We start from the raw sequence: 26094 nt of genomic DNA on the forward strand, positions 1-26094 counted from the left end.
CGATTGTGCAGACAATTTATACAATATACATTTTTGGCATCTTTCAGGATGAAAAGAGTGAGACAAGGATGAAATTACCTAAGTTGCTTTTATTAGCGTCGATGATGAGTCCAATACTGGCGACATCAAGCTATGCCGCGCCGTATCCCGCAGGAATGACCCTCGATGAGACACAAGAAATTACGCTAAACAATGGAGCTGAAGTTACTTCTATTGATCCAGCCAAGCAAGCCGCAGAGCCCGCTTTTAATCTCGGTCGAGACCTGTTTGAAGGTCTGGTCATTCAAGATAAGCAAGGTAAAACCATTCCTGGTGTTGCTGAGTCTTGGTCAGTCAATGACAACAATACGGTTTATACCTTCCACTTACGTGATGCAAAATGGTCAAATGGCGAAACGGTCACTGCACAAGATTTTGTCTACAGCTGGCAACGCTTACTGAATCCAAGCACTGCTTCACCCTACGCTTGGTTTGCGGCCATTCCAAATATCGAAAACTCGCAAGCCATTATGAAAGGCGACGCCGCACCCGAGTCTTTGGGCGTGAAGGCGCTGGATGAAAAAACGTTCCAGGTAACACTCGAAGAGCCTATTCCCTTCTTTACGAAACTACTAAGTCATCCAGTGCTTGCCCCCGTTCACAAAGCGACCATTGAAAAACATGGCAACCGCTGGACCCAGCCTGAGCATATCGTTACAAATGGTGCGTTTACTGTCTCTGAATGGAAAGTTAACGAAAAACTGGTGATGGTTAAAAATCCACATTATTGGGACGCAAGCAATGTAGTGCTGGAAAAAGTCACTTGGCTACCAATTGGTGATGCAAACGTAGTGCTAAACCGCTACCTAGCTGGTGAGATAGACCAAGCGGTTTCCATTCCTGCCGCCCAGAAGAAAAAGTTAATTCAACAACGCCCACAAGAAGTGGCAAGCACCAGTGCGTCTCTTGGCTCCACATTCTATTACCTCAACACTCAACAAGGGCCAACAAAAGACGTGCGGGTTCGTAAAGCCCTCTCATATGCCATTGACCGTCAACTGTTAACGAGTGCTATTTTGAGAAACGGTGGGGTTCCAATGTATACCCTTGTGCCACCTCAAACAGATGGTTTTAAATCTCACACTCCTGAGTTCGCAACTTGGAACCGCCATAAACGTATCGAAAAAGCGCAGCAATTACTGTCAGAAGCTGGATACGATAAAAGCAATCCGCTTAAGTTAACGTTTACCGTACCAACTTTCTCGATGGACGTAAAAATGGCAACCACCATGGCAGGCATGTGGAAAAGCCGATTGGGTGCGCAAGTCACGATAAAACAGCTAGAACCGAAAGTGTTCTACGCACTTAAAGAGCCGACCGACATTACTCGCGGCGGCTGGACGGCCGACTACAATGAAGCCTCTACATGGTTGGATATCTTCGTTTCTAGTGGCGAGTACAACGATTCTCGTTATAACAACCCGCAATACGACGAGTTAATGGCTCGCTCAAAGACCATGAGCAACCCATCAGAACTGTATTTACAAGCAGAAAGCATGCTGATTGAAGACATGGCCATTATTCCTATTTATCGTCCGGGTAACGATCAATACCTCATCAAGCCTTACGTGGGCGGCTACGAACTGACAAACCCTGAGTCGTCGTACTACCGCAAGAATGTCTATGTAAAAGCCCAATAAAAGCATGTTTTCGGTCTGAGTCGGCAAGTTCAATGTTTACTTGCCGTTCCTCATATCTCTCGGTGGAGAAGGCAACCTGAGCTCAGACCATTTTTTATTCATAACCGTTCGAAGTGATTTCGGATGACCAAAGGATGATGGATCATGATTTGGTACATTGTTAAGCGATTAGCTATCGCTATCCCCACGCTTCTATTCATCGCACTCGTATCATTTTGGCTGATGCACATTGCACCAGGGGGGCCATTTGATATGGAACGGCCTATGCCAGAGGTGGTACGTGCGAATATCGAAGCAAAATTCCATTTGGACCAGCCCTTCCTTACTCAGTTTTGGATTTACATTGGTAATTTCATACAAGGAGATCTCGGTCCGAGCTTCGTTTATCAAGACTTCAGTGTTACACAGCTCGTCGCACAATCATGGCCAGTTTCAGCAGTATTAGGCGTACTCTCCTTTTGTATTTCCGTTCCACTTGGCATGTTGCTTGGCACCATTGCGGCATTGAACCGAAATAGCCGCCTAGATTACGGCCTGATGACACTTTCGATGACTGGAGTTGTGGTTCCGGCTTTCGTGCTTGCTCCAGTTTTAGTCATGATCTTCGCTATTCAGCTCGGCTGGTTCCCTGCTGGTGGTTGGGAAGGAGGAAAGCTGGCTTTTCTTGTTCTTCCCGTGCTCAGCCTAGCGATTGGCTCCATTGCGAGTATTGCACGCGTCATGCGTGGCGCAATGATTGAAACGCTCAACCAACCATACATTCGAACGGCAAAAGCCAAAGGTTTGTCCACAACCTACATTTTATTCCATCACGCTTTGCGACCATCCCTGATTCCCGTCGTTGCGATGCTCGGCCCTGCGTTTGTGTCTGTCGTGACAGGCTCGGTGATTATCGACATTTTCTTTGGTACAGGTGGCATGGGACAACACTTTGTATCTGGGGCTCTCAACCGCGACTACGGCCTAGTAATGGGCATTACTCTGATTGTCGCTTCACTCACTATCTTCTTTAACCTTGTGGTCGACTTGCTATATACGATTATCGACCCCCGTATACGCGTTTAGGAGTCCGGCATGTTAACGATCAAAAAACTGGATACACAAGCTCTTCAAGATCAAGTCGTCGACAATATTGAAGCCGTCGAAGGTCGCAGTCTTTGGCAGGATGCATGGACTCGATTTCGTAAAAACAGAGCCGCGATGACATCAGTGTATGTTTTGGCTTTCATTACCTTATGCATCACTTTCGGCCCCTCTCTTGCCGCTTTTGGCCATGATGAAATTGACTGGGAAGTGCTCATCGATCCATACGAGCTAGGGAAACCTTCACTGAGCAGTGGCCATTACTTTGGTACCGATGATCTCGGGCAAGATGTCTTCGCTCGCACGATGCAAGGTGGCAGGCTCTCTATTTTGGTGGGTTTTGTTGGCGCCTTAGTCGCCGTTGTTATTGGTACGATTTGGGGAAGTATTTCCGGCTATCTTGGCGGCGTTGTCGATAGCGTAATGATGCGCATTATTGAGGTGCTCGATTCGGTGCCATTTATGTTTATGGTTATCCTGTTTGTTACCCTTTTTGGCAACAACATCTACCTGATTTTTATCGTGATCGGAATGGTATCTTGGCTGGGCATTGCCCGTGTTGTACGTGGTGTCACCTTCGGTCTAAAAAAGCGAGAGTTCATCGAAGCCGCACACTCTATTGGGGTTTCTAAATTGACAATTGTCCGACGCCATGTTCTGCCTAATGTGCTTGGGATCGTGATGGTTTATTCCTCCTTAATGGTACCAGGATTCATTATGTTCGAATCGTTTTTAAGCTTCTTAGGGCTTGGTGTTCAACCACCAGACACGAGCTGGGGGATCCTGATTTCCGAAGGCGCAAAAACAATTGACGTTGCATTGTGGATGCTGCTTTTTCCCTCTCTGTTTTTAGTTGCCACCCTCTTTTGTTTTAACTTCATCGGCGATGGCTTGCGTGATGCTCTTGACCCGAAAGACCGATAAGGACAAACCCATGCTATCTATTGAAAACATGAACGTGCGCTTCGATACACCAGATGGGCAAGTGCAAGCGGTCAGTAATCTCTCCTACTCGATTAAAGCGGGCGAAACTCTTGGGATTGTTGGGGAATCAGGTTCGGGAAAAAGCCAGTCTGTTTTCGCATTAATGGGGTTAACCGCGGACAACGGCGCCGTGTCTGGCAGCGCGATGTTCCACGGTGATGATTTACTCGCGATGTCTAAAAAGCAGCTCAACCGCATCCGTGCAGAGAAAATCGGAATGATCTTTCAAGATCCGATGACGTCACTCAATCCATTCATGAAAATTGGCAAACAGCTTTGTGAAGTTCTCATGATTCATAAAGGAATGAGCCGAAAACAAGCAAAAATTGAATCGATTCACATGTTAGATGCGGTGCGTATTCCCTCTCCCGAAACTCGGATGAATCAATACCCTCACGAGCTATCTGGCGGAATGCGTCAGCGAATCATGATAGCGATGGCCTTGTTGTGTAAGCCCGAGTTGTTAATTGCAGACGAACCAACCACCGCATTAGATGTAACCGTTCAGGCTCAAATTTTGACGCTATTACGAGACTTACAACAAGAGTTCAACACGGCTATTTTACTGATCACTCACGACATGGGCGTCGTCGCCGAGATGTGTGATCGCGTATTGGTCATGTATGGTGGTCAAAAAATGGAGCAATCAGATACCGAGACATTGTTCGCTCAACCTGCGCACCCCTATACTCAAGGCCTGCTAAAGGCTATTCCTTCTATCACTGAAGATATGCCACGTTTACCAACCATCTCAGGTAACCCACCAAGTGCGTTGATTAACCATCAAGGGTGTCCGTTTAGAGAGCGGTGCGAGCATCGAGAGACGCGTTGCCAATACGAAACCCCACGGTTTTCTCCATTAAACACGAGCCAGTCCATTGCCTGTCACGTTAAAGCACCCAGTGTTATCATTCCCATTCAAATAAAAGCTTAAGGAGGCGTTATGAATAAAAAAGAAGTCCTCATGTCTGCTCGTGATTTAAACGTCCACTTTCCTGTTTCACGTCATCTTATTCCAAGTCGACGTAAAATCGTGAAAGCGGTCAATGGTATCGACTTAGATGTTTACCGAGGTGAGACACTTGGCATTGTGGGGGAATCAGGCTGCGGAAAATCAACGCTTGCACGCGCCTTACTTCGCTTAATTGAACCTACACATGGCGAGTTGACTTGGAAAGGTCAAGACATGCTCGGGTTTAGTAAAAAAGAGCTTTCCTCTCGACGCAGAGAATTTCAGATGGTGTTTCAAGACCCATCCGCTTGTTTGAATCCGAGGTTAACCATCTCAGAATGCATCGCCGAACCACTGCTCACCCACGAGCCAAAGCTTAAACGGGCAGAGGTAGAAAAGCGTGTCATCGCTATGATGGATAAAGTGGGTCTCTTGGCGAGCCAGCGAAACCGCTATCCACATGAATTTTCCGGAGGTCAATGCCAGCGTGTGGGCATTGCCAGAGCATTAATTCTCAATCCAGATTTGGTCGTGTGTGATGAACCCGTTAGTGCACTAGATGTCTCCATACAAGCTCAGGTCATCAATCTTCTAGATGATCTTAAACAAGAAATGGGGTTAACACTGGTGATGATTGCGCATGACTTAAGCGTGGTGCGCCATATCAGCGACCGCGTTATGGTGATGTATCTTGGTAAACCTATGGAAGTAGGACGTTACGATCAAGTATTTGATGATGCTCAACACCCCTACACCAAAGCACTGTTATCTGCTGTCCCGATAGCTAATCCGCAATTAGCACGTGACCGTGAAATACAACTATTGCCCGGCGATCTTCCTTCTCCACTTAACCCACCGAGCGGTTGCGTTTTTCGTACTCGATGCCCAGAAGCCACAGAAGTATGCGGGCAACAGAACCCAATAAAAACAGGCTCGGAGCAGCATCATATCTATTGCTCAAATATGACTTTAGGAACCATTTAATGAACAATACTAACTCAGTAAACCAACGCCTTACGTTATTACGTGAGGCAATGTCCTTTCACAACGTGTCTGCATATATCGTGACCAACAATGACCCACATAACAGTGAATACTCAGCGGATCATTGGTTAGCGCGAAGCTGGATTTCAGGTTTTACCGGTTCTGCAGGCGATATCGTCATTACCCAACAAGGTGGTGGCCTGTGGACTGATGGTCGTTACTATATTCAAGCTGAAGAACAGTTACACGGCACAGGACTTGAACTGTTTAAAGCCAAACAACCAGAAACGCCGACAATTGCCAAATGGCTGGCTACCACGCTCCCAGAAAACAGTATTGTCGCGGTTGACGGGCGCGCCATCAGTTACGCTTTTTATCAAGGCCTCAAACAAGCCTTTGAAGCGAAAAACATTAAGATCATTCTCGACCTAGATTTGCTCACACCGATTTGGCTTGAAAGACCACCTCGCCCAAGTGCACCCGTATTCGAGCACCCCACCGCTTTTGCTGGTGTTGACACAGAAAATAAGTTAGCGAGAATCCGTTCTTGGTTAACCGAGAACCAAGTAGGTAGCTTATTAGTGTCAACGCTAGATGATGTCATGTGGACAATGAATATTCGAGGTGGTGATACGAATTACTGCCCAGCTTCTGAAGCCTATCTAGTTGTAGAGCAATCACTTGCGACACTGTTTATTGATAAAGCCAAACTGCCTCAGGACGTTGAAAGAGCGCTGACCGAGCAGAGTGTACACATTCGCCATTACAACTACGTAAGTCAGTATTTGAATCAGCAATGTGAGGGATTATCGCTCGCTTTTAACCCGACCCACACAGACAGCTTATTGGTGAGTTCGATTGAAGGGAATGTGAATCTAAAGCCAATGGCTTGCCCTGTAACGGCAATGAAGGCCATAAAAAATGCGACCGAGCTAACTAGCCTAGAACAGGCATTAACAGATGATGGTGTGGCAATCGTAAGGTTTATGAACTGGCTCGAAGAGCAAGTTCCAAGCGGACTCGTTACAGAATTGTCTGCTGAGGCACAACTGAATCACTATCGCCGTCAAACCCGACATTATGTGAGTGACAGTTTCCGCACTATCGCAGGCTTCGCGGCTCACGGGGCAAAAATGCATTATGCCGCCGATGAAGAAAGCAATGCGGCAGTCAATGAAAGCAACTTCTTTCTCGTCGATTCTGGTGGCCAATACCTTGGCGGGACAACAGACATCACCCGTACTTTCCACTTCGGGTCACCGACCATTAAGCAGCGCAAAGATTATACCTTGGTGCTCAAAGCGGTCATCCGACTGACTCAGACTCGATTCATGAAAGGCTCTACGGGTGCCAATCTTGATATCATGGCGCGTGGCGTCTTATGGCAACATGGTATTGATTACAAGTGCGGCACTGGACACGGCGTGGGCATTTGCTTGAATGTTCACGAAGGCCCACAAAATTTCTCGCAAAGCCACCACGAGGTTGAACTAAAACCGGGTATGGTCATTACCAATGAACCAGGCGTTTATCGCGAAGGTGAGTACGGGGTAAGAATAGAGAACATTCTTAAAGTTGTAGAAGTAGAACAAAATGAGTTCGGCACGTTTTACGGTTTTGAGACCATCACTCTTGCTCCAATTGCGACCAACGCCCTTGATTTATCAATGCTAGATCAAGCAGAGCTAGACTGGCTCAATCATTACCATTCACGAGTCTATCAAGCACTTAGCCCTTTTCTTGATACGCAAGATAAAAACTGGCTTCAACGCACAACCCAACTTATTGAGAAATAGGATATCAGCAAGCTTTATAACGTTTTCATTTTCATCTCAAACTCCTTGTTTGCCAGCCTTCGGGCTGGTTTTTTTATAGAGATAACGGCGTGAAAAACAAAAACGCCCCGCAATGTTAGCGAGGCGATCAATTAAATTAAAATGATGCAGTTAAAATGCCCTACTGACGACACTTCTGAGCATCAAAATCAACGACGATGGCGGCATTCTCAAAGTCACCAGAGACTTTAACGTAGCCCCAGTAGTTACTCTGATTTGACAACGTAATACACTCTCCATTACCAATATTATCTGACCACCCGTGAAGATTAGTACCATCCGGCCAACCAGAGTTACTGTATTCAAGCTTTAGGTTGCCCGTACCGTTTCCCGTCGTTATCGCCAGATTTGAGCTCTCATTCACCGCTGGCACGCTCAGCCAAATGGTTTGTTGATTTCCCAAGCAAACGGGCTCTCCTGCTGTTAGGCGCCCACCGCTTACTTTACTTTGCACCGCGCAGTCTTGTGGCAATGTGTCATTACCGCCCAACGTTGAGATAACAACACTATGAGTGGCGGTTGCCGTCAAGCCTTCACTGTCTGTCACACTTAGACTGACCGAATACTCCCCTTCACTCCCATATTGGTGCGTCGGCTTGGTTTGTGTACTTGTCGAGCCATCACCGAAGTCCCATAAGACGCTGACGATCTTCCCGTTTGGGTCTGTACTGTTTTCACTGCTAAATGTAATGCTTTCACCGACTTTCCCCTTACTGTTTGCGGTTATGACTGCATTAGGTGCACCATTTGAGACAAGGGCTTGCTGCCACTGCTCAAACTCACTTTGATACAAATTCGCCCATTGGGTGATCGTGGCCTTGTAATTGCTCCAATTCCCTTGGCGCGTTTCCACCAGCATTTGGTTTACGTCATCTTTATGATTTTCAAACATAAAACGTACAGCTAAGTACCCCCAACGATAAATTCGATCGACATCAAACCCATCATAAGTAGTCTCGAAAATCTCACTTAAGGTATATGTCGAGCCGTTTAGAATCGTCTCAAGTGCTGCTTGGTTGTCATTTTCTTGAGCGACATACTCTGCAATGCCTTCACTCCACCACACTATTTTTTCAGTTGGATGACTAAACCCTCCATAGAGATCAAATCGACCATCTAAGTAATGCACGTATTCGTGCTCTAAGTTCCAGACAAAGTGATCCGCGTTCGCATAAGAGGCTTCATAAGCAATAAAGTTGGGAATATTCCCCGGCTGGGAAGGATCGCCCTCCAAGTACATACCGCCATTGTCAGTACTAATATCGAAAATTGGCCCTGCGTACTTACCATAATCGGTGCTTGAATCGAAGATATTGACTTGGAGCTGAGTATTGTGGTCATTTTTTACTGGCTGTTCACCAGTTTCTAAAGACTGATGAAAGTAACCCTCTTCGTAACCCATTTTAGAACATGCGGCCGCGTGTTGCTCTTGCGTCATATTCTGGGACAATATTCGAATTGTCGGACTACAGGTATAAGTTTGCGATAGCACCAAGCCTTTTAGCTCAGTTTCGAAATTACAAATTCCGAACTCACTACAATCTGCGTAATATGAGGCGGTGTCCGCCGCCGCAAGCCAAACCGAGTCACCCCGACCATACATTTCATACTGTTCAAAGATTCGACTCAGCTGACTCTTCACCACAGAACTCGCGTTACCCGCATACTTGGTCAAACGCCCGAGCTCTCGCCCCGCATTCGCGGCCATAAACTCATCTTCAGCACCGATTGATGACGCCCTTAGAGCGAAATCGCCTAAAGCTTTGGCAAGGTCCGTTTGGTTGCCAATTATTTGCACAAATTGCTCGTTCCACTGCCCACCAAACAAAATAGTAAAAACACCGTTAACCGCATTGCGCATATACCAGTGCTGGGCGTATTGATCATTCCAACGAGTAAGCCACTGGGTCACTTGCGGTAAGTACGCGTGCTGCAAGCCCGCACTATCCATAGTGATGATGACCTCACTAAGCACTTTGCCGTGACGATCGCTGTTCTCGTAGAAGTTTGCGTTGTTAACAAATGCATCCACTGATTCTTTCACCGCTGGTGTGACCCATTCAATAAATGAGATGTTGTCATTGTAAAACTCGGCGTAATAACCCGCGCGTAAGTATAAGAACAACGTTTCTAGTTCATCGCTCCCGCCACCCATATAACCCTTCGCCAAGGTCGTAGTGTGCTTAGCGATGTTGTACATATGATCGGAACTAAATACCGACTCTTGAATCCGACTTTCAGCAGAGAATAGCTGGTTCACACACGTCGCGCCCTGACTTAAAATTTCGCCGATCAATTGGTTACTGCTTTCGGTAACCAATGCTTCCAAATCACAAGCAGTGCTCGACTCATCAAGGCTTTCAAGTGACTGTACTCGAGTTGCCTTGGAGAGCTGAATAGGGAGAGTTGCGGTTGGTTGGTATTCAACTTGATTGGATTCAACACCGTGTGTATGAGCCGAATGTGCATGTTGCTCTGTAACTTGAGAAACTGGCTCGCTTAACGCAAATACGCCAGTACTGGTTAATGTTGTCGCAATCGCGACACTCAAAATCTTCAGTTCCATCTAATTTCTTCTATATTGAGTTTTCCTTAAATGCATTACGTCTTTTGCATCGCCACTGCCCTTATTACTGCAAGAGCATCTCCATATAATCTACTCGCAAGATAAGAAGAAACATTTTGTTAACAACCAGACGTGGCGGTATCAGTTTTTGGTACCAGAAGGAACACGGAGTGAGCTTTAAAAATTCGTATTTGTCAAAAAATAGAGATGGGCTAGAGAAGAAACGTGTAGTTATACGAGTATACCCAGCACGTTAAATGGCTAGGTATACTCCAAAGTGGGTCGATAAAAATTCGCGAATCAAAGCCCCTAAAGAAGGAATCGGACAATGGGATAATACTTTTGTAGGCTCTAGGCTGCTTTGTGGTCGAAGAGTGCGGTAATTTGCTCTTTTAACGCGTGCAAAAATTCGGTATTTGGTGTGTTTTCAAGGTACATTTCATACTCTTTAGAGTTATAAAAGTACTCATGTGCAGATGCGTTAAGGATCTTACTAAAAGATAGTGTTTCCAACTCGTCTTCAAGGGAACGACTGCTCAATTCACCATATCCTAAATCGCTATCCTCAGCGAATTGGGACTCAATGTTGCTGACATATAAAGCACAATCCTTAATACAGAACTCGACATTACTTATACGTTGCTCGATGTCTTTGAGCTGATCACTGTTCCATTTAGACTTCTCTTGCTCAAGCTTATCAATAAGCCCACTTTCACGAAGCCTTGAATTGTTATCTTTAATTCTTAGTAGCTCATCAAGCACTTTATTAAACTCAGTTTCAGCTCTAAGTCTTAAGATTTCCAAATCCTTGGAGAACAGCTTTGCTTTAAGTTCACTCGCTTGGTACAAGCCAGAGATAGCAGCATTTCTTTTAACTCCAAACATAAAAACCCACCCAAAAGATACTTATTAAAAAGTAGCACACAAAAAGCCAGATAGAAGACGCAAGGTTTTCGTCATTAGGCTACATTCTACGAACGACACTCGATTGTAGCGCAATAAACAGAATTTTCATCACCATGAAACACATACTATTTGAATGAAAATCACACAGTTACTTTGATAAAAGTATTTATTTCAGAAAGAGTAAGACGTAAGTATGTGATGATGTATATTGACGCTTCAAAACAAAAAACGCCCACACTCTACTACCCAAGTCAAACACTAATGTCAGAAACTGGACAAATCACTCACTATTTACAGTAATAAGAAGTCACTGTTTCATTGAAAATCAAAGTGTCAACATAAAGATGGGAAGTAACCGAATAATAGACGGCATCGCTGATGAAACGTTAGAATGCCACTACTTTAATAATCTTCCATAATATTTATGACCGACGCTGATATTGAGCTACAACACCTTTGGTTAGAAGTCCAAGCCGAACGCTGGCAAAACCTGCCACGCTTTTTATTCAGTTACTACTGCTACAAGCACAACCTTATCAGTAAAACCAACAAAGTTTGTTGGGAGACGGCACGTGCAAACCTGCCCGCTTCAACGTCAATAAAAGAGCGAAAAAACGCGGTGGTTGAACCGTTAGTTTCTGAGGAAACCGTCGCTGGGTTATTGAAAGCCATCAGCAAAGATGGGGAAATGACATTCGACGTGATGGGAACCACACTTGATACGTTTTTGCATTATGTTGTGATTAGCAAGGAAGAAAAAGCGCGACTTAAATCAAACATGCCAGCTAGTTGGTATCAGCGATCAAACAAGTCGCCTTTGGCACGTTTCGAGCAAGCTGGCATTAAGCTACCAGAGTGATATGTCAGTCATCGCTGATGATAAACACAAAAGACAAGCGCCTACAATGAGGCGCAGTTGGTCAAAAATTGAGGTGCCCCTAAACAAAAGTGCATAGTGAGCAACAAAGAAAAAGTTTGGCTATTCTTGAATGCCTCGAATGCGTACATTACGCCTACGTAGAACTTCTAAAGTCACGAGCAAACACACCGACATAAAAATCAGCAACGTAGCGACCGCCAATATAGTCGGACTGATTTGCTCTCGAATTCCTGACCACATCTGCCTAGGAACGGTTTTTTGTTCTGCCCCAGTCAGGAATAACGCCACCACAACCTCGTCGAACGAAGTGCCAAAAGCAAACAAGCCGCCAGAAATCATCCCCGGACGAATCAGAGGAAAGGTAATGTGTCTGAAAGTATAAACAGGGTTTGCTCCTAAGCTAGCCGCCGCTTTTACCAAGCTATGGTCAAAGCCGCTTAACGTCGCAGTAACGGTAATGACGACAAAAGGCGTACCTAAAGCAGCGTGTGCCAAAATGACGCCTAGATAAGTTTGTGACAAGCCAAGACGTGTGTAGAAAAAGTACATCGCAGCAGCAGAGATAATGACTGGTACGATCATGGGTGAGATCAACAGCGCCATAATCGTATTGCGAAAAGGCAAATTACTACTGGCTAAACCCAACGCCGCCAGAGTTCCTAGCCCTGTTGCAACGAGTGTCGCCATAAAAGCAATGAACGTGCTGTTTTTCAGCGCCAACAGCCACTGTTCACTAGTAAACATTTCTTGATACCAGCGAGTAGAATACGCTGCCGAGTCAAGGTTTAACATCCCCTCGGTAAAAGTAAAGTAAGGCGTTGCATTAAACGATAACGGGATGATGGTCAGAATTGGAGCGATTAAAAAGAACAGCACCACCCCACAAAAAGCTAAGTAACCTGCGTAAGCAACTCGCTCTACTTTTGATGCATAGTTTGGTAATGCCATGGTTATCCCCCTACCTTAAGGTTGTTAATGCCAACCACACGGTTGAACATATAAAACAGAACCAGTACAACGAACAAAAGCAGTCCACCCAATGCGCCAGCCATCCCCCAGTTCAGTGATGTCTGCATATGATAGGCAATCATATTGGAGATCATCTGTCCGCTTCTTCCACCAACCAAAGCGGGCGTAATGTAGAAGCCAATAGAAAGAATGAAAGTAAGCAAGGCCCCCGCACCTATCCCCGGTAACGTAAGCGGCATATAAACTTTGATGAACGCAATGAAAGGCGTCGCGCCTAGAGAACGAGCGGCACGGAAATAAGTTGGGCTAATTCCTTTCATTACGCTATACAGAGGCAGGATCATAAAAGGCAACAGAATGTGCACCATAGACACCACCGTTCCGAAGGTATTGTGAATCATCTGAATTCGCTCAGAAGTAAAACCCGACCAAATAAGGAGATCATTAATGACCCCTTGGTTTTGCAGCAGAACAATCCAAGACGTGGTTCTGACTAACAATGATGTCCAAAATGGCAGCAGCACAATAATTAAAAGTAAGTTCGCGCGCTTATCAGGTAAATTGGCAAGCAGGTAAGCAACGGGGTACGCCATCACCAAACAAATTAAGGTGATTGAAATAGACATCCAAAAAGTTTTAAAGAAAAGGTCGACGTATATTTGGCGTTTTTCTGGTTGGGGCTCAATGTCTCCAAACTCATTCACTTGCAAGTCTAGCGCTGCAAGATAGTGACTGAATGTTAATGCGCCACTAAGATTCTTAAACGCCGCCCAATATTTAGGATTAGTCCATCGCTTATCCAGCTTAGCCAACTGTGTCACCGAGCTCGGCAGCGACGTCAAACGAGACAACTTTCTGCCGGTTTTCATGAGTAAACTGCGCATACCAGACTCTTCAATATTCATCCGGTTGGCTATTTTCGGCAGCTCTTTGCTTTGATAAAGCGCAAGTACTTCAACAGAGAATGCCTCAATGACTTCTTGATGAGGCTGACCTTGATAATCCCAACTTTCTAAGGCTTGAATAGTTTGTGGTAGTGACAGGGATATTTCTCGGTTATCCACGCTTCGATAAAGCATGTCGATGATAGGAAAAGCAAACGTAAGCAGAATAAAACACACCAATGGCGTTGTGAGCATAATGGAGCGAAGCTTTTTTCGGCGCTCGGCCTTTTGCAACTGCGCTTTCAAATTGGTTTCTTGCTCATGAACTTGGCGTTCGATTTCCAATACAGAATCTAATGCGGTTAGCTCTCGACTCATGCTGCTACCTCGCTACTTTGAGTTTGTGTCCCATCAAGAGCATGGCAATCGTCACTTTGCCAACCAATACGACAAATTGAGCCAGGCGTTAACTGCAAGTGTTTACGATTATCGTTAGGTACTTTAACGATGAAGTGACCAACGCTCTCTACTTCGACGACCAGACGATAATGATCACCGTGATAAATCAATTCTCGTAGGACGCCCGAGACTTGGTTCTCACAAGACGCTTTCTCTGGTTGAATAACAATCTTTTCTGGTCGAATGGAAAGTGTTGTTCTCTGCCCTTGCTCAGAGACTCTGACAGGTTTCGCAGTAAATAACTCTTTCCCAACGAGCACTTGGCAATACTTTCCGTTCCACTCTTTAACTAAACCTGAGAGTTGGTTGTTTTCTCCGATAAACTGCGCAACAAACGTATTACTCGGAGATTCATAAAGCTCGGTTGGTGTCGCGAGTTGTTGCACTTCGCCGTGATTAAAAACCGCAATACGGTCGGACATAGTGAGAGCTTCGTCTTGATCGTGCGTCACATACAAAATGGTAATGCCAAGCTTTTCATGCAAATGTTTAATTTCCATCTGCATTTGCTCACGCAGCTGCTTATCTAACGCGCCTAGTGGTTCATCCATCAACACGAGTTTAGGCTCAAACACTAATGCTCGCGCTAACGCAACACGCTGTTGTTGACCACCTGATAACTGCTTCGGGTATCGAGTCGCAACATGCTCAAGCTCGACCATTTCTAATACACTCTGAACTTTGCTTTGAATCGTGTCACTGTCGAGTTTTCGCACCTTTAAAGGAAACGCAAGATTCTCAGCAATGGTCATATGTGGAAACAACGCATAGTTTTGAAACACCATACCAATATCGCGCTTGTGCGGCGCGAGATGATTGACAGGAACGCCATCGATATAAATGTCTCCACCGGTCGCAGTTTCAAAGCCTGCTAGCATCATCAAGCAAGTGGTCTTGCCCGATCCTGACGGCCCCAACATAGTAACGAACTCTCCAGGAGTAATATCTAAGTTGAAGTCTTTCACCACCAAATTCGTGCCATCGTAGGTTTTCTTAACGTGTTGAAAGCTGACATAGTCCTTGTTTTCCGTGCTCATGACTTCCCTCTTCTCATTTTTTGAATATTACGAATGAGTAGAGCGTCAGTTAACGCTCTACTAAACAGCACAATTACAGATTGTATTTGGATAGGTCTAAGCGGGTTTCTAACGCATGTTCAACCATTTGAATGACTTGTTGACGCTCTTCACCTTGTAAGAGTTGGCGTGGCGCACGAACTTGTTCAGAGCCACGTCCGCAGACTTGCTCGGCCAATTTTATGCACTGAACCAGCTTAGGAATGGTGTCTAAACGCAGTAGGGGTAAGAACCAACGGTAGATCTCTAACGCTTCAGCATAACGACCTTGGCTTGCCAGTTTATAAATCGCAACGGACTCTTCTGGGAATGCGTTGGTTAAACCAGAAATCCAGCCGGTCGCACCTAGCATCAATGATTCAAGAGCGATGTCATCAACACCACTGAACACGGTAAAGCGGTCATCAAATTTATTGTAAAGCTCGGTGATACGACGAGTATCAGTGGTCGACTCTTTGATAGCTACAATACTTTCAAACTCAGCCAGTTTCGCCATGATATCGAGGTTTACATCGACACCATAAGCAACCGGGTTGTTGTAAATCATGATTGGCATTTCTGGCGTTGCTTCTGCTAGCGTGCGGTAATATTCGAACGTTTCGCTCTCAGACGTGCGGTAAACCATGGCAGGCATCACCATACAACCATCGATACCAATTTTGTACGCATCCTGCATGTAATCAACAGCTGCTGTGGTAATAGACTCTGCTGTACCAGCAATCAAAGGCACACGGCCATTTACGACTTCTTTTGCCGCTTGCAAAACCTGGCGTTTCTCCTCCGGGTACAACGCGCAGTTCTCACCGACAGTACCCAAGCAGATAATGCCATTCACACCATCTTTAATCTGGTTGTCTATAACGGTTTGCGTTGCGTCTAAGTCAATTGACTGATCTTGACGAAATTGCGTACTGACCGCCGGATAAACACCTTTCCAATCAATTTTCATGAACTACTTTCCTTATATGTATATTGTATGCAATTTAAATGAACGAGCAAAAATGCTCAGACATGGCTATCTATGCCATTTTCTAACAACACCGCCTTTACAGCGGCCAAATCAGCCAAAGCACTGCCAACTGATTTGTATAAAGTAATGACCTCATCGTTTTGACGTCCTGAGATTTGTTGGGCGCAAAGCTGCGGTAATTCCCCTTTGATATCGTCTGACGTGAACACGCCCTCTTGAATTGGAATGAGAAGATCGCCCGCTTCGGCTAATACATTAATACGGCTATCAACATACACCTGTGCTCGTTGCACTGCTTCGGAGTCGCATTCACGCTTGTCCAAGTCATGATTACCGACCAAATCAATATGGGTGCCCTGCTGCACGTCTGCGCCATTAAACAAAGGCTCTGCTGATGCAGTAATACAGCTGATGATGTCAACATGTTTGATAACGTGGTCCACTTTTTCTACGACTGAAACACGGAACCGACGCTCATCAGGAAGCGACTGATACTCTGAAGATGACACAATGGCATCTACCGTCGCCTCGGCTTTATCTGAGTTACGCCCCCAAATATAAACCTGCTTAAGTGGGCGAACCGCAGCGTATGCCCACGCAAAATAAGGCGCAAGATTGCCCGTTCCGAAGATCAACAGACGATCAGCATCGGGACGCGCTAAATAGTCCGCTGCCAACGCAGAAGCTGCGGCGGTGCGCCAAAACGTTAAAACTTTACCGTCCACGAGTGCGAGCGGCTCACCATCGTTTCGTCTAAAAACAAGCAGCTTAGATGCAAGCGTATCTTTGCCTTGCTCAGGGTTATGCGGGAAATACGTAAAGGCTTTCACCGCAATCAACTCCTGGTTCCAAGCTGGAAGTAGCGCAAACGCCTCGTATTCTCCCTCTTCTAAGGGCATGACTCGGCGTTGAGGTATTGTTGCTGGCCGCGAGTACATTTCACGCATCGTTTCAATAAGAGACTTCATTGTTAAACATTGCGCGACTTGCTGTGCTTCGATGACTTTCATTATTTCTCCGAAAACATAAATACAGTTGAGGAAAAGTACGGAACCTCGCTTATGGATGAAAACTCGGCCCCATACAAAAATTAACGCCTAGTTAAGCAGCCAGGTGTTGAACTCTTCATTGAGTTCATCCGCGTAGTCTGACCACCATTCATCGTTAATCAGGAAGGCGGTTTGGAAGTTTTGAGGTGCGGTAGGAAGGTTCGCTAAAATGTCTGGGTTCACCTCCGCCGAAGACGACTTACGCGTAGGCCCATAGGCAACGTACTTAGCTTGATCAGCTAATGGTTTTGTTCCTGAAGAAAAAGCAATGAAGTCCAATGCAAGCTTTGTGTTCTCACTCCCTTTAGGTATCGCCCATCCATTCATGTAACCCATTTGACGGTCCCATATAATCCGAAATGGTTGACCTTCATCTTTACGGGCATTGTGGATTCGGCCGTTAAACGCCGAGGCGATCACCACTTCTTTGTCTGCAAGCATTTGAGGTGGCTGGGCACCTGTTGTCCACCACAGCACTTCTGATTTGATCGTATCCAACTTAGCAAACGCACGCTCACGCCCGGCTTCGGTTTCGAGCAGGCTGTAGACCTCTTCTGGCTTTACACCATCAGCCAATAGTGCCCACTCAAGATTACCCTGAGGTTGTTTTTGCAATGCACGTCGACCTGGAAAAGTTTTTAGGTCAAAAAGATCGGTCAACTTGCTAGGCAAAGCCTTACCTTTAAACGCGTCTTCGTTCACCGCTAATACTGTGGACACAACGATGGTATTGATTGCGCATTCGTGAATCGCACCATCAATGAAATCCTCTTGTGCTGGTGTTCCATCTGCGCCCGGAGGCAAAATACTTGGGCTCACTGGTTCTAGTAACCCTTCGGCGCAACCACGAACAATGTCCGGCTTGTCGAGAGAAACCAAATCCCAGCGCACGTTGTTCGCTTCCACCTGCGCTTTAATTTCGGCTAATCCGCCGCTGAAATCCTCGGATACGATCTCGACACCTGTTTTTTTAATGAAAGGCTTGTGATATGCCTCCACTTGGCTCTTGGTGAATGCACCACCCCAAGATACGACCGTCAATTTGTCTTCAGCATAAGCAGAGGTCCCCAACAGCATTCCTGAAATCAACAGCGCCAATGGTGCTTTGGTCATTCGTGACATGTTTTACTCCTTTTGGTTGTTTTTCTGGAGGCATCCGAGTACGGCTGTTGGATACCATTTTTGTTAAAATTAAGTTAACATTAGCATTTAATATATTTTATACAATATTTAATATTAAATTTTTTCAGGCGAATCGTTGTAATGAAAAAGGTGATAGATCAATCGATGTAGGCTTTCCTTCGATAAGCTCTAAAAGGAGATCTGCCGTAATCGCCGCTTGAGTTAATCCAAGGTGTTGGTGGCCAAATGCCAGTAATACATTTCCATCCCAAATGCTATCAATAACCGGTAACGAGTCGACTGTTGAAGGCCGATTACCCATCCACTTTTCTCCTTGCTTGAGTGGATTTAACCCCGATTCAAACATCTCATCGCCTAACTGAAAAAGCATTTCTGAACGTTTCATATTGGGTGGTGATTCTACATCGGCATACTCAACAGTGCCTGCCAAGCGTAGCCCACCTGACATCGGAGTCATGATGAATTTTCTATCGGCAGAGCTAATAGGAAATGGCAGTACATCACGCTTGTCATCCACCATTAGGTGATAACCACGCTCGGCTTGAATAGGCACTTTGACTCCGGTTAGCTGCCGTATCAAAGGCTTAGAATGTACACCAGCGGCAACAATGATTCGGTCAAATGAATGTGTTTGAGACTCAACCAACACATCACCATTTTTCTCCAACGCAGATACACCTTTTTGTAAAATCTTACCGCCAAGAGCTTCAAAAGCTTCACTTAGCTCAACACAGATCTGATAAGGGTCTAGCGTATGTCCTGTATCGGGAAAAAAGACGCCGACACGAACCTTATGGCTGAGATCAGGTATCCGCTTTCGAATCGCCTCTTGCGTCCAAACTTGATACGCCACACCGTTTTTAGCCAGTGAGTTAAGCGTACTTTGGTAGTCTTTAAACAGTTTCTCGTTTTCAAAAGTGAGCAATGAACCATTCATTTTTATTAGATGCGCTTTTCCGATTGAATCAAGCACGCCACGCCAACTTGCCACTGACCGCTCGTTAAGAGTTTTAATCGCGTTTTTTGCCTGCTCCGCGGCTGATGGCTTTGTTTGTAATAGAAAACGAATCATCCACCCGATAGTGCTTGGAATATCTTGCCAACGGATCGAAACCGGACTTTTGGGATCTAGCAGCATTTTAGGTAATTGTGGAAGCAGCGCTGGCGTTGCAAGAGGGAAGATTTGCTCAGTCGCGATATGACCTGCATTTCCCTTAGAGCATCCATTCCCCACGCCATTGGGATCAAAAATCGTGACTTGATAACCTTGCTGCTGCAACTTCAATCCAATTGATAAGCCAATAATCCCCGCACCTATCACGGCGATCCTTTCCTTTTTTGTTTCATCCTTGACCAACATAAATATGCTCCGAGTCACACTTGAAAACGTAGATTGTATACAATATATTTTACATTACGTTAACATCGCTATTGTTTAATTCAACCATTTTTTCAGCAAGGAGCGAAAAATGAGACAAGGAACTTTTTTCTGTATTGATGCCCACACCTGCGGCAACCCAGTTAGGCTGGTCGCAGGCGGTGTGCCTCCACTCGAAGGCAATACCATGAGCGAAAAGCGCCAATACTTTCTTGAGCATTATGATTGGATTCGTCAGGCACTCATGTTTGAGCCTCGCGGACACTCAATGATGTCGGGGTCAGTTGTCTTGCCTCCTTGCAGCGATAACGCAGACGCTTCAATTCTGTTTATTGAAACCAGTGGCTGCTTACCAATGTGTGGCCACGGCACCATTGGAACCGTCACTACCGCTATCGAGAATCGCCTTATCACTCCCAAAAAAGAAGGCCGTTTGATACTTGATGTCCCAGCAGGACAAATCGAAGTGCACTACCAAACAAAAGGTGACAAGGTCACGTCGGTGAAGATATTTAACGTACCAGCTTACCTTGCCCACCAAGACGTAACCGTGGACATAGAGGGCTTAGGTGAGCTCACTGTCGATGTTGCTTATGGCGGAAACTATTACGTAATCGTCGATCCTCAAGAAAACTACGCCGGACTTGAACACTACTCTCCAGATGAAATTTTGATGCTTTCACCAAAAGTTCGCGAAGCGGTATCTCGAGCGGTTGAGTGCGTACATCCAGAAGATCCAACAGTGTGCGGTGTTTCTCACGTGCTATGGACCGGAGAGCCCACTCAAGAAAACGCCACCGCTCGAAATGCTGTGTTTTACGGCGACAAAGCGTTGGATCGTTCGCCATGTGGTACGGGAACAAGTGCACGTATGGCGCAATGGCATGCAAGAGGCAAGCTCAATCAAGGGGAAGACTTTGTTCACGAAAGTATCATCGGCAGCCTATTTCAAGGACGTATAGAAGGCATTACCGAAGTGAATGGCAAAGCCGCTATTTTGCCAAGCATTGAAGGATGGGCACAAGTATACGGTCACAACACGATATGGGTAGACGATGAAGACCCATATGCGTACGGATTTGAAGTGAAGTAATAAGGATAGTAAGGAAGAATGATGAACCCACAAGAACCAACCACTTTTTACGCAGTCAACGCCTTTACTGGTGAGCCTCTACCTATAGCGTTTCCGGTACATGGAGAGCAAGAAGTTAATCAAGCCGCCTCAGCCGCCCAAAGCGTTGCGCGTGAGTTTCGCCAACTAAGCAATGCAAAGCGAGCGAGCTTACTTTGCTCTATCGCCTCTGAATTGGAAGTGAAGAGTGAAGAAATCGTTGCTCGTGCTCATTTAGAAACTGCCCTTCCCGAAGCACGTTTAAGCGGTGAAATAGGACGTACCGCGAGCCAATTAAGACTATTTGCCGAGGTTGTGAGATCGGGTAATCACCATCAAGCAATTTTCGATACGCCAAACCCAAACCGTCAACCACTGCCAAAACCAGATATTCGCCGTCAACAAATCGCAATTGGCCCTGTCGCCGTGTTTGGTGCGTCTAATTTTCCGCTCGCATTTTCTACGGCAGGTGGTGATACGGCTTCGGCACTGGCAGCTGGCTGTCCTGTGATTGTAAAAGGCCATACCGCCCACCCTGGCACCAGTCAACTTGTTGCCGAGTGTATTGAGGCTGCACTTGAGAAAGAGTGCTTACCGCAAGCCATCTTCACGCTATTGCAAGGCAACAAACGTGCACTTGGCCAAGCACTCGTTACCCATCCAAAAATTAAAGGGGTTGGGTTTACAGGCTCCGTCGGTGGTGGCCGCGCGCTGTTCAATCTAGCTCAGCAAAGACCAGAGCCAATCCCCTTCTATGGTGAACTAGGGGCGATTAACCCAACATTTATTCTCCCTTCAGCCATACGGGCAAACGCATCATTGGCTGAAGAATTTGTGGCTTCTATGACTTTGGGCTGTGGACAATTTTGTACAAAACCAGGCGTTGTATTTGTCTTGAATAGCCCAGAAACGCAAGCCTTTATCGAAATCGCTCAAGGGTTAATTCGACAACAATCAACGGCCACTTTGCTAACGCAAGGTATCCGAGAAACGTATGAATCCGAAGTGGATAAGCGAGCTTCCGAAACAGGCATTAACGTCACTCGTTCTGAACAAGCAGAAGCGACCAATGTCTCACCAGCACTGTTCGTGACGGACAGTAAAAACTGGCGTGAAAACCCGCAATGGGAGGAAGAAATATTTGGTCCTCAATCGTTAATCGTAATCTGTGAAGATTTCGATGACATGTTGAAACTGAGTGATTCACTGACTGGATCGCTCACCGCAACCCTTCACGCTACCGCTGAAGACGAAGAACAAGCCAAGCAACTGCTTCCAAGTTTGGAAGAAATCGCCGGACGCCTTGTATTCAACGGTTGGCCAACTGGCGTCGAGGTTGGTTACGCTATGGTTCATGGTGGACCATATCCGGCTTCAACCAATTCTGCCTCAACATCTGTCGGTGCGGAGGCTATTCATCGTTGGTTGCGTCCGGTCGCTTATCAAGCTTTGCCAGAATCTTTATTGCCGGATTCATTAAAAGCGTCGAACCCACTGGGTATCCAACGCGCCATAGATGGCAGTGTGTCCCAATAAGATCAACAAATGGCTCAAAAAGGCATCAACTGATGCCTTTTATTTCACTCTACTTCTCAAAACCTTCTTTCCTAGTTGGTTTGTGCCAGAAAAACAATAAACTACTAAAGTAAAATGGATTGGATACAATATTAATTTCACGGGAGACTTCAATGTCACAGAAACCTGTTTTTAAAACGCGCACTCAGCTCGTTGAGGAAGCAATTCGAACTCAGATCTTGAAGGGCGAGTTAAAAACTGGTCAACCTTTACGTCAAGATGCGTTAGCAAAAGAGTTTAATGTTAGCCGAATTCCTGTGCGTGAAGCGTTAGTTCAATTGGAAGCACAAGGACTCGTTAGCTTTGAACCTCACAAAGGTGCGACGGTCACTGAGCTATCTCCAGAGAAAATCAATGAGCTATTTGAACTGCGCGCTGTCGTGGAATGCCACATTTTAGAGCGCGCGATTCAAAATATGACAGACGCTGACCTTGAACGCGCGCGCGAAGTTCGCGAACGTTTCGAGTCAGTAGTGAACAGTGGCGACGAAGTAGAAGAATGGAGCAACTACAACTACGAGTTCCACAAAGCCCTATATGCGCCAGCCAACATGCCTGAAACTATGGACGTCATTTACAACCTGAACACAAAGTGTGACCGATACATACGCATGCAGCTATTGTTTACTACAGGCATTAAAAAGGCAGAAGAAGAGCACTTAAGCTTGTTTGAAATGTGCCAAAATCGTGATATCGAAGGCGCCAAGTACCTGCTGAAAAAACACATTCTAGAAGCAGGCACAGCGATTCGAAACCTGCTGCTTGAAAGGCAAAATATCAGCCTGTAAACGGAATAACGAATAAGGTGATATTCAAGGATGAATGTTGGACCAAAATTTTTACTCGCAGCGCTACGACAAAAGATTAAAGAAGAAGGGCTTTGCTACAATTCCTTGTCAGAAAAAAGTGGCATCCCTTTATCTAGTATTAAACGCCACCTACATAATCCAGCTTTAGGTTTGGATAAAGTACTTATTTATCTGAACTACCTGAATACCGATCTCATCGAACTCGCAACCTTAGCCAACGAGCTTCAGCACCAAAACGAGCAAATGCTAACAGATGAAGAGAGCGCCCTTTTCGTTGAGCATCCTTACTTACTTGATTTTATTTATATGCTGACTTCTCGTGATATTAAACCGCAAGAGATAGCCCAAACTTACGGACTTTCTGATACAAGCTTACGATTCTATTTGCGTATCGCGGAAATTCTAGGATATGTCGAAAACTTCGGAGACGGCTTGTTTTACCGTTCTGGTCGTCGATTTATTATGGAAGAAGGTACGGCATTAGACACCTTATTCAAAGAGCGATTTCAACAAGATTCGCTTTCTCATGATATCAACCCAGGCGTATGTATAGGTCGCATTAGGCTCACCGAAGAGCAGAAAGTGCAAATAGAGAACGAGCTTTGTAATAAATTAGCGAAACTTAACGCAGTTAACACTTCCAACAATGAAGGTGAACTAATAAATATATTAATGCGCTGCACTCCCGGTGCTCAGATATTTTTCGCTGATGATTTACCTAACATTGACGGAAGCCTATTAAAGCACGTCGCTCAACTCACTAAATTAAGTTAAAGCATCAGACAAATAAATCAAACAAACCCCAGATAACATCATATATCCCTACCAAACTATTGATTCAAAGCGTTTCCTGAATCTAATTCTGATTTTTATTTAGCAAGCATCGCTTAGTCAACTAAGAACTTGTCTTAATTTCACACTTATTAATTGTCTTGTTAGCTCTTTTGAAATAGACAGAAAACTTAAGTAATGACTAATTTAGCTTAAGTATAAAAGACAACTTTTTTACGTTATTTACCTCACACTATTTAACTATAAATTTGCAGACGAACAAATTAAATTAATACATTCACCTAGCTAATAAAAACAAAAGCAAAACACATAATTATAATTCTATTATTTATAAGGACATAGAAAAGTGAAATTTAAGTATTCTTTAGCAACGGCAGTCACTCTCGCATTATTACAAGGCTGTGGCGGTGGCGGCGGTGATGGTTCATCACCTACTCCGTCAACTAGCAGCGCAACTGGACCAACATGGAAAGCCGGTGATTTTAGCCAACCGTCGAAAACGTTTATCAACCAATGTGAAACGCCCCGCGTCGGACTAGACCCATATGACAACTATGCCGCCTATCCAGATAAATTGGGCTCTACATTGCACGAAAAACTCTTTTTAAGAGCTTTTACTAACGAAACGTACCTATGGTATGACGAGGTTCCTGATAATAATCCAGCAAACTACAAAACTGTTACTGATTACTTCAATACGCTGGTCACCTCTGCTACTACCGCGACGGGTAAACCCAAAGATCGCTTCCATTTTACCGTCCCTTATGAAGATGAGATGAAATCATCGCAATCCGGTTTAGTTGCTGGATTTGGTTTCAACTGGGCATTCTTACGTGGCGTACAACCTCGAGACGTTCGTATTTCCTACAATGAAGAAGCCTCTCCAGCTGATAGAAGCGGCATTGCTCGTGGTGATAAGCTTCTGAAAATCAATAATATTGATGTGGTTAACACCGGTAGTCAGTCCGACATTGATTTTATTAATAAAACGCTCTTTAACCCTGACATCAATCAAGATTACACCTTCACATTTGAGAGTGTCGACGGTCTAGTGAAAACCGTGACGCTTACCGCCTCTGATGTCATGACCTCTCCAGTTAAAAATGCCAAAGTGATTACACACAATGGTATGCGGATCGGCTATCTGCAATACAACTCCTTTGAACCAAGCGCTCAAGCCCCGCTTATTGAGGCGTTCAGTACGCTCTCAGCAGAGAATGTTGACGAGATCGTCGTTGATTTACGTTACAACGGCGGTGGCTTAGTCCTTCAGTCCTCGCAAGTAGGCTACATGCTAAGCGGTGCTGGTCAGAACCGAGTCTTCAGTGAGTTGATTCACAATGACAAAGTGATGCGTACCATTAAAGATGGGGATAACATCTATCGCTTTACAAATCTAGCAATAGACTGGGCAGCACAGAAATATTCGGACCAAGTGCTTCCGACACTGAACAAAAAGCGCGTATATGTGCTGACTTCAGGAGGCACGGCTTCCTCAAGTGAACTGCTAATCAACGCTTTGCGCGGTATTGATGTGGAGGTTATCCAAATAGGCTCAACAACCACAGGTAAACCGTATGGGTTCTCACCAGAACAAAACTGCGGCACTATGTACTACACTATTCAGTTCAAGTCGGCGAACGAGAAAAAATTTGGCGACTTCGCTGATGGTTTTATTCCTACTCCAAAGAGCCAAATCAATACCGAGCTAGGCTTAAACAATAGAGTGGAAGGTTGCTGGGTCAATGACGACCTAACAAAACCATTAGGCGATCCATCTGAAGGTATGCTTTCTGCGGCACTAAACTACATGGAAACTGGAACCTGTCCGCCAGTCTCCTCTTCAAGTTTCAACGCCATGCCGCGTAACATTTCATCTCCGGAGTTAAGCGATCTTCGCTCTCCGCTACGAACAGAGGCAATTCATGTTGAGATCAACTAACTTTTTACGAATGCTGATTCGGGTTGCGCTTTTCTTAGGCACTTCGATTTCTTTGATAGGATGCCAAG

The 26094-nt window shown here is 45.3% G+C and carries 21 protein-coding genes; 12 read left to right on the forward strand and 9 right to left on the reverse strand.

The features are described 5' to 3' along the window. The first annotated feature begins 68 nt into the window (after positions 1 to 68). The 6 genes from R7Z47_RS08700 to R7Z47_RS08725 all read left to right on the forward strand — a co-directional run bounded on the left by R7Z47_RS08700 (position 69) and on the right by R7Z47_RS08725 (position 7478). Positions 69 to 1679: a peptide ABC transporter substrate-binding protein gene (locus tag R7Z47_RS08700; protein ID WP_262606569.1), complete on the forward strand. Its 1611-nt coding sequence runs from the start codon at positions 69 to 71 to the stop codon at positions 1677 to 1679. Positions 1680 to 1823: 144 nt separating this feature from the next. Beyond that, positions 1824 to 2744, forward strand: coding sequence for an oligopeptide ABC transporter permease OppB (oppB, locus tag R7Z47_RS08705; protein WP_005377838.1), 921 nt, complete (start codon positions 1824 to 1826; stop codon positions 2742 to 2744). Between the two features lie 9 nt (positions 2745 to 2753). Then, positions 2754 to 3686 carry an ABC transporter permease subunit gene (locus tag R7Z47_RS08710; RefSeq protein ID WP_005377839.1) on the forward strand — a complete coding sequence of 311 codons (933 nt, stop codon included), beginning with the start codon at positions 2754 to 2756 and terminating at the stop codon, positions 3684 to 3686. Positions 3687 to 3696: 10 nt separating this feature from the next. After that, complete coding sequence (locus tag R7Z47_RS08715) at positions 3697 to 4680, forward strand: oligopeptide/dipeptide ABC transporter ATP-binding protein (protein WP_318129987.1); 984 nt, start codon at positions 3697 to 3699, stop codon at positions 4678 to 4680. Between the two features lie 9 nt (positions 4681 to 4689). Further along, entirely contained in the window at positions 4690 to 5682 is a 993-nt protein-coding gene (locus R7Z47_RS08720; protein ID WP_017633963.1) for an ABC transporter ATP-binding protein, read from the forward strand. Beyond that, positions 5682 to 7478 (forward strand): aminopeptidase P family protein, encoded by a 1797-nt coding sequence (locus R7Z47_RS08725; RefSeq protein WP_262606571.1) that lies wholly within the window; start codon positions 5682 to 5684, stop codon positions 7476 to 7478. The genes R7Z47_RS08720 and R7Z47_RS08725 overlap by 1 nt, the downstream gene beginning before the upstream one ends. Before the next feature lie 160 nt (positions 7479 to 7638). Here the strand turns inward: R7Z47_RS08725 and R7Z47_RS08730 are convergent, their stop codons facing one another. Further along, positions 7639 to 10083 (reverse strand): collagenase, encoded by a 2445-nt coding sequence (locus R7Z47_RS08730; protein WP_262606572.1) that lies wholly within the window; start codon positions 10081 to 10083, stop codon positions 7639 to 7641. Positions 10084 to 10434: 351 nt separating this feature from the next. Further along, entirely contained in the window at positions 10435 to 10968 is a 534-nt protein-coding gene (locus tag R7Z47_RS08735; protein ID WP_047100692.1) for a hypothetical protein, read from the reverse strand. 445 nt (positions 10969 to 11413) lie between these two features. On the opposite strand from R7Z47_RS08735, the gene R7Z47_RS08740 reads away from it, so the two are divergent. Further along, positions 11414 to 11848, forward strand: coding sequence for a hypothetical protein (locus tag R7Z47_RS08740; RefSeq protein WP_017633960.1), 435 nt, complete (start codon positions 11414 to 11416; stop codon positions 11846 to 11848). Positions 11849 to 11968: 120 nt separating this feature from the next. On the opposite strand, the gene R7Z47_RS08745 is transcribed toward R7Z47_RS08740, so the two are convergent. From R7Z47_RS08745 to R7Z47_RS08775, 7 genes are all read right to left on the reverse strand, one after another. Beyond that, positions 11969 to 12817, reverse strand: coding sequence for an ABC transporter permease (locus tag R7Z47_RS08745; RefSeq protein WP_130546043.1), 849 nt, complete (start codon positions 12815 to 12817; stop codon positions 11969 to 11971). Between the two features lie 2 nt (positions 12818 to 12819). Further along, positions 12820 to 14100, reverse strand: a complete 1281-nt coding sequence (locus tag R7Z47_RS08750; protein ID WP_262606573.1) for an ABC transporter permease — start codon at positions 14098 to 14100, stop codon at positions 12820 to 12822. Beyond that, complete coding sequence (locus R7Z47_RS08755) at positions 14097 to 15218, reverse strand: ABC transporter ATP-binding protein (RefSeq protein WP_005377849.1); 1122 nt, start codon at positions 15216 to 15218, stop codon at positions 14097 to 14099. The genes R7Z47_RS08750 and R7Z47_RS08755 overlap by 4 nt, the downstream gene beginning before the upstream one ends. Before the next feature lie 73 nt (positions 15219 to 15291). Then, a complete protein-coding gene (locus tag R7Z47_RS08760) occupies positions 15292 to 16206 on the reverse strand; it encodes a dihydrodipicolinate synthase family protein (RefSeq protein WP_238966557.1) in 915 nt (304 codons plus the stop codon). Between the two features lie 56 nt (positions 16207 to 16262). Further along, positions 16263 to 17237, reverse strand: a complete 975-nt coding sequence (locus tag R7Z47_RS08765; RefSeq protein ID WP_262606574.1) for an ornithine cyclodeaminase family protein — start codon at positions 17235 to 17237, stop codon at positions 16263 to 16265. An 87-nt stretch (positions 17238 to 17324) separates the two neighbouring features. Next, positions 17325 to 18398 (reverse strand): polyamine ABC transporter substrate-binding protein, encoded by a 1074-nt coding sequence (locus tag R7Z47_RS08770; protein WP_017633955.1) that lies wholly within the window; start codon positions 18396 to 18398, stop codon positions 17325 to 17327. A gap of 124 nt (positions 18399 to 18522) precedes the next feature. Then, positions 18523 to 19779, reverse strand: a complete 1257-nt coding sequence (locus tag R7Z47_RS08775; protein WP_005377856.1) for an NAD(P)/FAD-dependent oxidoreductase — start codon at positions 19777 to 19779, stop codon at positions 18523 to 18525. 109 nt (positions 19780 to 19888) lie between these two features. Between R7Z47_RS08775 and R7Z47_RS08780 the strand changes: the two genes are divergently transcribed. The 5 genes from R7Z47_RS08780 to R7Z47_RS08800 all read left to right on the forward strand — a co-directional run bounded on the left by R7Z47_RS08780 (position 19889) and on the right by R7Z47_RS08800 (position 26026). Beyond that, the gene (locus R7Z47_RS08780) at positions 19889 to 20890 is read left to right on the forward strand and encodes a 4-hydroxyproline epimerase (protein ID WP_005389764.1); all 1002 of its coding nucleotides are present in this window, start codon (positions 19889 to 19891) and stop codon (positions 20888 to 20890) included. A gap of 21 nt (positions 20891 to 20911) precedes the next feature. Continuing rightward, on the forward strand, positions 20912 to 22444 hold the full coding sequence (locus tag R7Z47_RS08785) for an aldehyde dehydrogenase (NADP(+)) (RefSeq protein ID WP_025766759.1): 1533 nt from the start codon (positions 20912 to 20914) through the stop codon (positions 22442 to 22444). 152 nt (positions 22445 to 22596) lie between these two features. After that, complete coding sequence (locus tag R7Z47_RS08790; protein WP_139060186.1) at positions 22597 to 23271, forward strand: GntR family transcriptional regulator; 675 nt, start codon at positions 22597 to 22599, stop codon at positions 23269 to 23271. Between the two features lie 30 nt (positions 23272 to 23301). After that, on the forward strand, positions 23302 to 24066 hold the full coding sequence (locus R7Z47_RS08795) for a transcriptional regulator (RefSeq protein ID WP_213886322.1): 765 nt from the start codon (positions 23302 to 23304) through the stop codon (positions 24064 to 24066). A gap of 364 nt (positions 24067 to 24430) precedes the next feature. Next, a complete protein-coding gene (locus R7Z47_RS08800) occupies positions 24431 to 26026 on the forward strand; it encodes a S41 family peptidase (RefSeq protein ID WP_017633950.1) in 1596 nt (531 codons plus the stop codon). Positions 26027 to 26094: the final 68 nt, after the last annotated feature.

Origin of the sequence: Vibrio sp. 1641, assembly GCF_033339995.1 — a bacterium.
In the GTDB taxonomy this organism is placed as follows: Bacteria; Pseudomonadota; Gammaproteobacteria; order Enterobacterales; family Vibrionaceae; genus Vibrio; species Vibrio alginolyticus.